The organism is Chamaesiphon minutus PCC 6605 (assembly GCF_000317145.1).
Classification (GTDB): Bacteria; Cyanobacteriota; Cyanobacteriia; order Cyanobacteriales; family Chamaesiphonaceae; genus Chamaesiphon; species Chamaesiphon minutus.
In genome coordinates, this window is record NC_019697.1 from 6,064,931 (window position 1) to 6,077,379 (window position 12,449).

At 45.5% G+C, this 12,449-nt stretch carries 11 protein-coding genes; 7 read left to right on the forward strand and 4 right to left on the reverse strand.

Features of this window, described 5'->3' with window-relative positions; all coding sequences use genetic code 11:
- Window positions 1-32: 32 nt before the first annotated feature.
- The gene (locus tag CHA6605_RS27775; RefSeq protein ID WP_015158624.1) at window positions 33-1,229 is read left to right on the forward strand and encodes an RNA-guided endonuclease InsQ/TnpB family protein; all 1,197 of its coding nucleotides are present in this window, start codon (window positions 33-35) and stop codon (window positions 1,227-1,229) included.
- 342 nt (window positions 1,230-1,571) lie between these two features.
- Window positions 1,572-2,693, forward strand: a complete 1,122-nt coding sequence (locus tag CHA6605_RS27780; protein WP_015162680.1) for a glycosyltransferase family 4 protein — start codon at window positions 1,572-1,574, stop codon at window positions 2,691-2,693.
- A gap of 158 nt (window positions 2,694-2,851) precedes the next feature.
- Here CHA6605_RS27780 and secG read toward each other — a convergent pair whose 3' ends face one another.
- Window positions 2,852-3,139, reverse strand: a complete 288-nt coding sequence (gene secG, locus CHA6605_RS27785) for a preprotein translocase subunit SecG (protein WP_015162681.1) — start codon at window positions 3,137-3,139, stop codon at window positions 2,852-2,854.
- 538 nt (window positions 3,140-3,677) lie between these two features.
- Here secG and CHA6605_RS27790 point away from each other — a divergent pair.
- The gene (locus tag CHA6605_RS27790) at window positions 3,678-4,634 is read left to right on the forward strand and encodes a PIN domain-containing protein (protein ID WP_015162682.1); all 957 of its coding nucleotides are present in this window, start codon (window positions 3,678-3,680) and stop codon (window positions 4,632-4,634) included.
- Here the strand turns inward: CHA6605_RS27790 and CHA6605_RS27795 are convergent.
- The gene (locus tag CHA6605_RS27795) at window positions 4,631-5,314 is read right to left on the reverse strand and encodes a LuxR C-terminal-related transcriptional regulator (protein ID WP_015162683.1); all 684 of its coding nucleotides are present in this window, start codon (window positions 5,312-5,314) and stop codon (window positions 4,631-4,633) included. The genes CHA6605_RS27790 and CHA6605_RS27795 overlap by 4 nt on opposite strands.
- A 91-nt stretch (window positions 5,315-5,405) precedes the next feature.
- Here CHA6605_RS27795 and CHA6605_RS27800 point away from each other — a divergent pair, with 91 nt between their 5' ends.
- Window positions 5,406-6,248 (forward strand): sulfurtransferase, encoded by an 843-nt coding sequence (locus CHA6605_RS27800; protein WP_015162684.1) that lies wholly within the window; start codon window positions 5,406-5,408, stop codon window positions 6,246-6,248.
- Window positions 6,249-6,312: 64 nt separating this feature from the next.
- Window positions 6,313-6,783: a 2TM domain-containing protein gene (locus tag CHA6605_RS27805; RefSeq protein WP_015162685.1), complete on the forward strand. Its 471-nt coding sequence runs from the start codon at window positions 6,313-6,315 to the stop codon at window positions 6,781-6,783.
- Window positions 6,784-6,898: 115 nt separating this feature from the next.
- On the opposite strand, the gene CHA6605_RS27810 is transcribed toward CHA6605_RS27805, so the two are convergent.
- Together CHA6605_RS27810 and CHA6605_RS27815 are read right to left on the reverse strand one after the other, a co-directional pair.
- Complete coding sequence (locus tag CHA6605_RS27810; protein ID WP_015162686.1) at window positions 6,899-7,948, reverse strand: alcohol dehydrogenase catalytic domain-containing protein; 1,050 nt, start codon at window positions 7,946-7,948, stop codon at window positions 6,899-6,901.
- Between the two features lie 106 nt (window positions 7,949-8,054).
- The gene (locus CHA6605_RS27815) at window positions 8,055-8,528 is read right to left on the reverse strand and encodes a CRR6 family NdhI maturation factor (protein WP_015162687.1); all 474 of its coding nucleotides are present in this window, start codon (window positions 8,526-8,528) and stop codon (window positions 8,055-8,057) included.
- Between the two features lie 500 nt (window positions 8,529-9,028).
- Between CHA6605_RS27815 and CHA6605_RS27820 the strand changes: the two genes are divergently transcribed.
- Both CHA6605_RS27820 and CHA6605_RS27825 read left to right on the forward strand, forming a co-directional pair.
- Window positions 9,029-11,047: a hypothetical protein gene (locus CHA6605_RS27820; protein ID WP_015162688.1), complete on the forward strand. Its 2,019-nt coding sequence runs from the start codon at window positions 9,029-9,031 to the stop codon at window positions 11,045-11,047.
- Between the two features lie 24 nt (window positions 11,048-11,071).
- Window positions 11,072-12,292 carry an FHA domain-containing serine/threonine-protein kinase gene (locus CHA6605_RS27825; RefSeq protein WP_015162689.1) on the forward strand — a complete coding sequence of 407 codons (1,221 nt, stop codon included), beginning with the start codon at window positions 11,072-11,074 and terminating at the stop codon, window positions 12,290-12,292.
- The last annotated feature ends 157 nt before the right edge of the window (window positions 12,293-12,449 follow it).

Consider the following 12,449-nt stretch of genomic DNA (forward strand, 5'->3'; position numbering starts at 1 on the left):
TACAATATTATCAGCAACCTTAGTTAATGATAATGTACCAAGCTTACAAATTCCGACTATACCCAACAGCCGAACAGCAGCAATATTTTGCTGGTGCTTTTGGTTGTTCGCGTTGGTTCTGGAATTACAGCCTAAATCTTTGTCAGGAAACATACAAGGCTACTGGTAAGGGGCTAAGTCGAGGTGCGATCCAAGGTCTGTTGCCTCAGCTAAAGATAGAATATCCTTGGCTAAAGAAAGGTGCTTACTCGCAGTCTTTGCAAGTTGTAGCTCTAAACCTATCTGTTGCTTATCAAAACTTCTTTGAGAAAAAAGCTGGTTTTCCTAGCTTCAAATCAAAGCATGGACGGCAATCTGTCAGTTATCCTCAGAATGTCAAAGTCGGCGACAAGTCTATCAAGCTACCTATCATTGGTGAAGTGAATTGTAAAATTCATCGTACTTTTGATGGCACGGTAAAGACTGTCACCGTATCTAAAAACCCAGATGGAAAATATTTTGTTTCTATCTTGGTTGATGACGGCATTCCCAGTGTAGATACTAATACAGACGGCAAGGCAATTGGTGTAGATGTAGGCTTGATTGACTTCTGTGTAACTAGTGATGGCAGTAAGTATAAAAACCCTCGTCACCTCAAGAAACATAGTAAAAATCTCAAGCGCAAACAGCAAAAACTCAGTCGTAAACAGAAGGGGAGTAGCACCAGACATAAAGCCAGAAGATTAGTGGCAAAAGTCCACTCTAAAATCAAGCGCGTTCGTGAAGATTTTCTGCACAAACTATCCCGCAAGATAGTAGACGAAAACCAAGTTATTGCAGTAGAAGATCTAAATGTCAAAGGTATGGTACGCAACCACTGTCTAGCCAAAGCAATTAGCGATGCTGGGTGGGGGATGCTCGGAACAATGCTCAAGTACAAAGCCGAGAAAGATGGGAAAACCTATATTGAGGTTGACCGATTTTTCCCTAGCTCTAAGACTTGCAATAATTGTCTGTACAAAGTATCTGAGATGCCATTGGATGTTCGTCATTGGGATTGCCCTAAATGTAAATCTCGAAACGATCGCGACGTAAATGCGGCAAAAAACATCAGAGATGAAGCCTTGCGGTTTTTGGCATTAGGAACTAGTGCTGCTGCCAGTGGAGGGGATGTAAGTCGTGGTGGCAAGATTTCGGTCTTGTCGGACGCTGTTCCCCGCGAAGCTGGAAGCCCGCTCTCTACCCGATAGGGTGAGAGTCGGGTAGTTCACTCTCGATTCTAGAGCCGCTTGCGCCCAGATCGAGATTCAATATCCGATCGTTACCTCGAATTAGAGCTAAGTAGGTTTTGTGGTTGCATAAATGGTCGCTTGCGGCTGATAGAGCACGATCTCAACCACGATTTGCGCCGATGGAAGCCGCTCTTGTGTCATTTACTCACTATCTATGGTGGAAACTTTTCTGGTATATTGAAGAGTTACTAAGCGTTTGGCACCAATTTAAAATACGGTTGCCTATCTTATCACCTTAACTGTCAACAGATTGAATCCTAAAGATCCGCAGTTACTAAGTACCGATCGATTTAACGAAAAATGCATATTGCGTGGCTGGGAAAGAAAACGCCTTTTTGTGGCAATGTTACCTATAGTCGAGAAATTACCACTGCCTTAACTAATCGCGGGCACAAAGTCAGTTTCATGCATTTTGCAGATACTAAAGCCGATGGTGATGAGGTGCCATTGCCATTTTTGTATAAATCTCAAGTATTTACAATTCCCACAATTAGAGCCAAACGCATTCTCGAAAGGTCGCTCCGCCGTCGCAAACCAGACATCGTTCATGCTTCTTTGAGTTTGTCACCGCTAGATTTTTTGCTTCCAGAAATTTGCCAAGAGCTAGATCTACCACTGATTTCGACATTTCATACTCCCTACGATGGCAAACGTCGCAATGTCACTTCAACTACTCAATTATTAGCATATCAACTCTATGCACCATTTTTAGCTAAGTACGATCGCACGATTATCTTCTGTGAAGAGCAGCAAGATTTATTAGTCAAACTCGGCGTAGCACGCGATCGCATCATCGTCATTCCCAATGGTGTAGACGAGCAAAAATATACGCCTGGGGCGAGCAATATTAAGGCGGAGTTTCAAGCCAGCCAAATCTACGTGTATCAGGGACGAATCTCTACCGAAAAGAATGTTGAATCTCTGCTCAAGGCTTGGAAATATTGCAACATGGGTAACTATGGGTGCAAACTTTTATTAGTCGGCGATGGCCCTCTCAAACCCAATCTCGAACCATTTTATAATGTCGAACATGGAGTAATTTGGCTGGGTGCAATTCGCGATGATGCGCGGCGGATCGAAATTTTACGCGGTGCGGATGTGTTTATTCTACCTTCGCTGGTTGAAGGTTTATCCCTATCGCTCTTAGAAGCCATGTCTTGCGGACTTGCCTGTGTGGCTACCGATGCTGGTGCCGATGCTTCGGTCATTGCGGGCGATGCTGGAGTGGTCATCAATACTCAAGGCGTTTCCGGTCAACTCCGCACCTTGCTTCCCGTGCTGCGGGAACACGCAGCATGGCGCGAGATGCTGGGCAAATCTGCCCGTCAGCGCGTCTTAGACTGCTATACCCTCAAAGGTAATATCGATCGCATCGAGCACCTCTACAGCGAGACATTAGCACCGATTAGGGCAGTTAGTTAAGATCTATATAAAATCCTTGCCAGATTTAGAGTCAGGGTAATTCATAAATTACCCTGACTCTAAATCTGGCAGCTAAGCAAATAATAACTGCGATCGATTGGCTGCATTGTGCTGAATCTATGGCATGGTTACCCGATAGATTCAACCATCAAAATCTGTTAGTTCCCAACCGGAGGAACTGTCACTGGTGGAGCTGCCACTGGCGTTACGGGAGCGGACGATAGCCAGCCAGCACTCAAGATAATTGTCAGGGTGATAAATACCATAAATAAACCCCAAGTAATCCGATTGAGATTGCTTTCTGCACTTTTGGTACTGCTAAATAATTGCGCTTGACCGCCAATGCCCCCAATCCCATCACCTTTGGGGCTATGGAGCAACACCATTGCAGTTAAACCAAATGCAGATATGCTCCAAATAATCTCAAGAATAGTAACGGTATTCATCTAAATAGTTCTAATTCGTAATAGTCGTCAATCTATTGTATCTCGATCTTGCTTACGAGTCAGGACTCGATCGTGAGGATCTGATTTGGTGACAATCGACTCAGATCTTGCACCAATATATCTTTACTATCAGTTGTGAGCGGAGAAAAAGGAAGCGTTGCTAAGCTGAGCCTTTGTTTCTCTGAGGTCATGCACGTTTTTCTTCTAGACAGCGGAAAGGGGAAAAAAGCTAGCTGTGCCTGGAGATAGTCAATTGAGCAATTAGCTAAAAAAATCTGTCAGCGTCCGAGGGGTAGGCAAAATTAGCAGGTTGCAGAGGACAAGATCTAGTACAGTAAAAGAATGGAATCCGAAAGCATTGAAATAGCGAGCAAAAAAGTTACCAATCCGACCTTGGTACAATGTGAGTAGGTAGGATGGCAAAAATCGGTCGATGGCTCAGAGGGTGGATTACCGAGCTTTGTAGAAAGTGGCAGATCTAGCTTCTGATTTGATTCATAGATATTAATATATTCATATATCTCCTAATTATTAAGATATGCAGCTTTTCATCGATACTAATATTCTGCTATCTTTCTATGCACTCAATCAAGAAGATCTAGCCGAACTAAGTAAACTGACTGACGCGATCGACAAGCAACAAATTACGCTATTATTCACCGATCAAATTATCGATGAATTTAATCGCAACCGCGAACAAAGAATCGATGGTGCGATTAAATCATTCCGCAATCAAACATTCAATCCTCAATTTCCCCAACTCTGTGAAGACTATCCAGAAATCGAACTCTTAAGAGAATCGCTCAAGCAATACGAACGCTCTCATGCAGCATTAGTTGCGAGAATTGCGATCGACATTAAAGCTAAAACTCTCAAAGCCGATCGAATCGTCCAATCTTTATTTAGATTGGGTAAGCAACTGACACCAAATAGTACCGTACTCGATCGAGCGCGGTTTAGAATGGGCATTGGCAATCCACCGGGTAAGAATAACTCCTTGGGCGATGCAATTAACTGGGAATGTCTGCTCGATGAAACGCCAGCAGGTGAAGACCTCTATTTTATTACTGGCGATAAAGATTATTGTTCGGCACTCAGTGATGATGAATTTAGCGATTTTTTACTGACTGAATGGGAGCGTAAAAAGCAAACTAAAATTCATTTTTACAAGAGATTGTCGAGTTTCTGTAAAGAACAATTTCCAGAAATTGCGCTGGCTAGTGCGCGAGATAAAGAATTTCTCATTAGAGATTTAGTAAATAGTCACTCGATTGCAGCCACTCAAGCAGCGATCGCTAAATTAAGTTATTATTCAGAATTTACCGCCGCACAGGTCAACACGATCGTTGCCGCTGCAATATCCAATCGTCAGGTAGTTTGGTCGATCGAAGACGAGCTAGTCAAAAACTTTTTATCATCGGTAGTTGCCAATAATAAACAGTATTTAGATCCAGCAAGTTTAACGGCGATCGAAAGCTTATTAGGCCAAAACTAAGGCAGAGCAGTAACTATCAACGATCGATTAACCAATTGTGCCACCATTTCCGCGCGAGATGAAACTTCTAACTTGCGAAACATCCGCTTTAAAGCCTGCTTGACCGAATTTTCGGTAATCCACAATTCCTGACCGATTTCGGCATTCGTGCGCCCCAAAGCTACCAATTCGACAATTTGCAATTCGCGCGGCGTTAATTTATCGATCTGAAAAACTGGGGCTGTGGTTCTGGCTGTTGTCGCCCAAATCGATAAGTGCAAACAGATCCCGCTGAGATCGGTTAAATTTTGGGTGTCGAAAGCTGGCATCGATCGATCGCGCGTGCAACCCACCGCGCCTACTAATTTACCGCAACTGACGATCGGCCCTACCATTACATGCCAATGGTCGGGACGGGGACAAATCATTTTCCATGTCTTGGGTGATGTTACCAATCCTTCGTGAACTGGTGCGTGATGCTCTATCAAATAACGCGCCACTGGATTAGACTCGATTGATAGGGCAACTTTTAAGATCTTCTGAAGATTGGGATCGAGCGTAGAAAGTTTATCGAAGAAAAAAATGCCCGCTCGGGTCGTGTCAAAATGCTCGCTCACTTTTGGCACAATCTGCGAACGCAGCTCTCGTTCGTCTTTTAGCCGATCGATCTCTGTAAATATAGGCTGTAATGAACTGGTCATAGTGTCACAAAGAGTACTCGATCGAGGACTATTCTAAAGCTGTCTACTTCTCTTAATCTTAGCTTTAGTGCCCACGATCGGAGAAATCCCCATGTCTCAATACGCTCATCCCGAAGTTTTGGTCGATACTCAATGGCTGCTCGATCGTCTCAACGATCCGACTGTGCGTGTAATCGAACTCAATATGAGTCCAGGATCGTTGAAAGACGCACATATTCCTGGTGCGGTGTTTTGGAATATCTTTACAGATTTGCTCGCTCCCGATCTCAGTATGAATCTAGATCCAATCGCAATCTCCCAACTGCTATCTCGCTCTGGTATTACCCCCAACACCACAGTAATTGCTTATGGTAGTTATCCCGATACTGGAGCCTTAATTTTCTGGTTTTTAAAAACCATCGGACACGATCGAGTATATGTCCTCAACGGCGGATATCAAAAATGGCTAGCCGAAGGTCGTCCGGTAGTCTCGGAGTTTGCTAGCTGCTCACCCACTCAGTACTCAGCTAAATCTCTCGATCCTAATTTGCGAGTATTACAAGCCGAAGTGCAAACATCGCTCGATCGATCGGATCGCGTGTTGCTCGATGTCCGTACCCCTCCCGAATACCGAGGAGAAATATTCATGATGAAGCCACCAGAAAGCTCAGAACGCGCGGGACATATTCCCAGCGCAGTCAATATCGAACATGTCTGCGCACTAAATGAAGATGGTACGTTTAAGTCTGCGGAGGCTTTACAGGCTCTTTATAGCAGTCATGGTGTTACCGCCGATAAAGAAGTATTTCCTTACTGTGCCATTGGCGGACGCTCGGCGTGTACTTGGTTTGTGTTGACATATTTATTGGGTTATCCCCATGTCCGTAACTACGATGGTTCTTGGAATGAATGGAGTCGTCAAACCGAGCTACCAATTGCCACTGGAGACAATTAGCACGTCTTCGATTTTCAGTAGGAAATAAACAACCACACCAGACAAGTTCGCAGATCTTCAATATATGAACTCTTCACTACAATCTTCAACCCAATCTTTCGATCGAGAAACTGTCCGCCAAATTGTTAACATCGCATTAGTACAACAATCTGACATCGCGAGTGATTTGTCTGATGCTCAATTATTAGAAATTGCCCAAGAACTGAATATTTCTCCCGACTCAATCGAGCTAGCCAAAAATCAGTGGTTAGAACGGCAAAAATTAGCAAAAAAACATCAGCAGTTTGAGCTTTATCGTCGATCGAAACTGCAAGAGCGAATGGGCAAATACGCAATCGTTAATGCCTGTTTGATTTCAGTAAACGTCCTAACTGGATTTGGAGTTCCTTGGTCTTTATACGTCCTCATTTCCTGGGGAATAATACGTGGTGTGGGTGCATGGCGAGTTTTGTTGCAACACCAAGGGTATGCATATGACTGCGCTTTTCAGAAATGGGAACGTCGCCAAAAGATGCAAACAACTTTTGAAAATTAATAGTCGATATCGAATATCACTATAATTAGTGAGTTTCGATCGATTCAAATACAGCACTCGATCGACATCTCCACATATAAATCTCCTCCTTGGAGGGGATTTTTTCAGCTTACGATTAATCGTTGTACAGTAATATTTTATAAGTTTCTGCTGTCGGTTTTGTTGCCTGAGCTACTGCTTTATCGAGATCTTTAAGATGATATCGATCGCTAATTAAAGCATCCACATCAATGCGATGATTGAATACCAAATCTGCTGATAATGCCTGCACTCGAAACGAAGAACTATAACTACCCATCAAATCGATCTCCCGTCGATACAAGACATTGGGATTAATCGGAATTTCTAACTCATCGGGAAACTCAGCAAAAAACAAGATTTTGCCACCTTTACGAGTGCAGTCTAAGGCTTGGAAAAAGGCTTTGTCGCTAGGTACTGCCAGGATTGAAGTATCGACACCCATGCCCCCAGTTAAGGCATGAATTTTGGTAGTGAGATCGGGATCGCGTGCGTCGAAGGCAGCTTCGGCACCGACAGCTAGAGCCTTCGCCACTCTGGCGGGTATTAAGTCAGTCGAGATTGCTTTGGCTCCAAAATGCTTGACTAGCATAATAAACATTAACCCGATCGGGCCAGCACCAGTAATTAAAACTGTATCGCCAGCTTGAATATTCGCTTTTTTGACAGCCTTGAGACAGCAATTTGTCGGCTCGACAAAACTGGCTTGCTCGTCGGTAACGGCATCGGGAATCGGAATTAAACCGCCGTTGCGAACGATATGTCCCGGTACTTTGACGTACTCAGCAAAGCCGCCACCGCTGGGCGCAAATCCCGCCGTGGTGGTGACATTTTTGTAGACATCGCACATGGAATAGTTTTCATGGAGGCAGTAGCTACAGTGCATACAAGGTATATGATGCATCACTACCACTCGCTGTCCGACTTGCCAATCACGCACATCCGCACCTACTTGACTGATGACTCCTGCCGTTTCGTGTCCGAAGATACGGGGTGGTGTATAGAGTGGATAGAGAATTTTTTTGATATCCGATTGGCACAAGCCGACTACTTTAACTTTGACAAGTACTTCATCTGCGGCGATGTCAGGGACTGGAATCTCTTCGTAGCTGAGTTGATTGACTCCACGAAATACTTGTGCCTTCATAGGTTAGGGGAGGGGGAGAGGGGGAGAGGGGGAGACGGAAGAACATTAATTACGAAGCCTAAAACCTAAAGCCTAAAACCTAAAGCCTTCATCCCCTTAAGCTACTTTACTTCAATAAGTCAAACAAACCATCATCAAGTTCATAGCCTAGCATTTGAGTCATGAATTTGAGGCGCGATCGATCTTTTATTTGTTGCGCGTCTAGCCAAGCTGTTAATAAAAATACTCGATGCATGACCCAAATTTCTAGAGCTTCAGGATTGTACTGGATTCCGTCCTTGCGGCTGAATTGATGGGGCACGAGCATTGCTACATATCGAGCGAGTTCTCCGGCTTGCCAATCGAGGATTAGCGGTAGCTGTGGATAACAGGCATCCACCCGGATAAACCACAATCTCACTTCCGGAATTTCGGAGAGTTCGCGTGGATCTTGCGGTTCTAATGGATAGTCGATTGCTAGTTTTATATCTAGATTGAATTGGGTGGGATTTTTATCCACCAACCAACGATCGAGATCGGTTGCGATCGGCGATAGATCTAGATTCAGAATTGCGCTCTGGCTAATACTAACAGTTGTCATATACTCGGTATTTTAGATAAATTCGATCGATATTTTAGTAGTAGTTACAGCGATTTCCGATTATCATTGTAAGTGTTAAGATCCTTAAAGAATTACCATGCCGACCGCCTCGTTCGGACTCGATCGACAGACTTCTGCCTGCTGCCATTGTCTCAGAGCTACTCAATAGCTGGTCTAGGTCGATCGATCTTACCTAGTTGCTAGCAATTTAACCCTACTTTTATCTTTATCTTAACGACCGAAAAGTTTCCGTGCAATGCTGGCTATTTCTGTTATCTTAGCTACTTAATTAAGATTTTCTAAATAAAAGCAATTTAAATTAACATTAATGATATAGATGTACAAATATCGGCAAAATGTAAATTTTAATACTTGAAGATTGGGCAGATCTAACGATCTCAATCGAGGCCGATTTTGATAAAGTAACAGACTAACTCGTAGATATAAAATATATTTTTACTATAAACTTAAAATAGTTAGTGGGATGTGAGGAGCAGATCGTGGAAAATAGCAACAGACAGGCGATCGGAGATCGAGTAGTGTCCGTATGGAAAAAGTTTCAATCGCGCAGATCGTCCGCTAGAGACAGCGGTGAAGTCGATCTCCCAGCCTCAAGTCCAGAACTCGATAGCGACGAGCCTTTAGCCGATCGCAGTGGTTATTCCAGCGCAAATGCCGCCAGCCAAAATCCGGCGGTAGCGGCGATGTCCAAGATCTTCGATAAAGATCTGTTTAGCGAAGCTGTCGCACCGATTAGCAAGCTCAACCTGCCAACTGTTACTTTAAACCCTTGGTCGGCATTTTGGGCGGTGCTGGCTGCGATGGTAGGTGGGACGGGGATTACCAGTTATTTGTTATTGATTGCCGTGCCCCCGACGCCAACTTGTCAGGGAATTTTGCCCGTTTCTACCGATTCCGAGCGGCTCTACTGCGCTCAAGTCGGCGCAGATACCCAGGAAATACCCAAGCTGCGAGCTGCTGTAAATTTAGTCAAAGATTGGACGGATCGGCATCCGCTCTATCGCGAATCGCAACGCTTGCTCAAAGAGTGGTCGGAAGACTTAACTAGAGCTGGCCGCAAGCAACTAAACGCAGGTCAGATCGACAAAGCGATCGCGACGCTTAAAATTATCCCTCCTACTAGTCCCATTTACGATCGCACTCAAGAGACGCTCGCCAAATGGTCGGTTCAATCTAAAGATAGTGCCAGTATCGAAGCCAAATTCGAGGGCGCGATGAAAACTGGCGATTGGAATCAAGCCTTTGTCATCTTGCAATCGGTACAACGGATGCGGGGCAGCTATTGGAGCGGATTCAAATACGATAAAATGTCTGCCAAGCTAGCGATCGAACGCGATGCTTGGGATAAGCTGCAAGAGGCCAAAGACGCGCTGGTAGAAAAAGATAGCGATGATTACAATACTCGTGCCAAACGGATGGAATTGGCAGTCAAAGCGGCTAAAAAAGGTAAAGAAGTCGAATTACCCTTACCCCAACAGCCAGAACCGATCGTCAAAGCGATGAAGCTGGCCAATCTCATCGATCCCCAGAGCTATGCTTACCTTGAAGGCCAAACTTTGCGGAGTAAGTGGAGTCGGCATTTAGTCAACTTGAGCGTCGATTTGTATAAACAGCAGAACTTTAACGACGCGATCGCCATCGTCCAAAAAGTGCCCCAGGACGTGTCGATTTACGCCGAAGCACAAGATTGGGTCAAGCTCAATCAAGCACATGTCTGGGCGGGTAAACGGCACCTTCTAGCGACGATCGACGCAATCGATCGAGTTAAGAAAATTCCCAAAACTAGTCCGATTTATACCCTCGCGCGGACCAAGCAATCTAACTGGCAATCGATGCTCAAACAGCAAACCCAACTCCAGTGGGCGCGCACGATTGCCAACTTCCAACAACCAGCGACCCTGGCAATGGCGATCGAAACTGCCAAGCAAGTTCCCGCCCAAAGTGAAGTCGGGCAAACGATCCAAAGCGAAGTTGTTACCTGGAATCGGCAGATCGAAACCATCGACAATCGGATTATCCTGGCTAAAGCCAGACAGATCGTTAACAAGGGCGATTCTCTAGGCAATCTCAAAGCTGCCGTGAAGTTGGCTGGCAAAATAACTAAAGATCGCCCGCTCGGTGAAGAAATTACTACTGCTGTCGCCGAATGGACCGAGAAAATCCAGACGATCGAAGATCGCCCGATCCTGAATAATGCGATCGCCACAGCCCAAGGCGGCAATTTCGCAGGTGCGATCGAGATCGCCAATCAGATCGCCCCCGGTCGATCGCTCTATCGCGAAGCCCAAGCCGAAGTCCGCTACTGGAGCTTGGAACTACAAGAAATTGCCGATCGACGCACCCTAGAACGTGCTATTAATATCTATCGTCAGGGCAAGATCTCGACGGCGATCGACTTAGCCGCAACCATCGGTCGGCGGAGTCCCATTTATGGCGATGCTCGTTCCTATGTTGCTAATTGGCGGCTGCTCTTAACACCACGTTCGGTCAGTAATTAGGGATGGGAAATTGCCACAGGCTCGATGAAAAATATTCAAATTTCGTTGTGGGACGAGCAGAGGACTCTGATCTTACAGCAGTGGCAATTTACTCCCCCAGCACCAATTGAGATCGGCAGATCTCCCGAACGCCAAGTCGTCATCGATCGACCCTCAATTTCGCGGCTCCATGCCACGATTTCGTATACGAGTTTGCGTCAAGGTGGCGGCTATTGGGAAATTAGCAATCACAGCCCCAATGGTACTTTTGTCAACCAGATCGCCATCGTCCAGGGCAAAGGTTCGACTCTAATTACTAATGATGCTCGCATCGAACTATCCAAAGGCGGGACATTATTAACTGTCGAACTCGATGTCGCGCCGCTACAAGTTCGTGTACCAGCGGCTCCAGTCAAGTGCGAACACTCAGACAACCCCCCCAATACCTTATTTTGTATCCATTGCGGTGAGCCAATTACGGTCATTCGCCAGATTAAGCAGTATCAAGTCCTCAAAACCTTGGGACAAGGCGGCATGGGGACCACTTATTTAGCTTGGGATAAGGCTAAATTGTTGGTACTCAAAGAAATGAATGCCGATATGGCGGTAATTCCCAAAGCGCAAGAATTGTTCGAGCGCGAAGCCAAAATCCTCCAAAGCCTGCACCATCCTGGCATTCCCGAATATTACGACTTCTTCGTCGCTGACGGGCGCAAATATTTAGCGATGGAACTGATTCACGGCCAAGATTTAGACTTGTATGTGATGGAGCGTGGCAAAGTAAATATCGCCCAAGCGATCGACTGGATGATTCAACTATGCGAGATCTTGGGCTATATCCATCAGCAACAACCGCCACTGATCCATCGCGATGTCAAACCTGCCAATATCTTGGTGCGGACGATCGATCGCCGGATCTTTTTGCTCGATTTTGGTGCCGTGAAAGAGATCGGCACTCTCGGCGGCACAAAAATTGGCGCGCCAGATTATATGGCACCAGAGCAAAATAACGGCAAACCTGTTACCCAGTCAGATTTATTCGCGATCGGGCCGACCCTAATTTTCTTACTTACCGGACGCAATCCGGCTGATTTTATCCAAATTTTACCCGATGGCTATCGGTTCGATCTCTCCAACGTACCCCTGGTGTCGCCCCAAATGCAAGCAACCATCGATAAAGTCACCCAACGTCGCCCGATCGATCGTTACCAAACTGCCGCAGAATTAGCTCAAGATTTGCGCAAACTAGCTCGTCCATTGAATTAGGGGAGCGGGGAGCGGGGAGTTGCGGCTCGCAGTCGGGATGTTCCCTCCCGGATTATGTGAGACAGCAATGCATCGACAAAGGAGGGAACCTCCCGGATGATGCGAGACAAGACAAGACAAGACAGGGAGTCGGGAGTTAGGGAAAACTGCAAAAGGA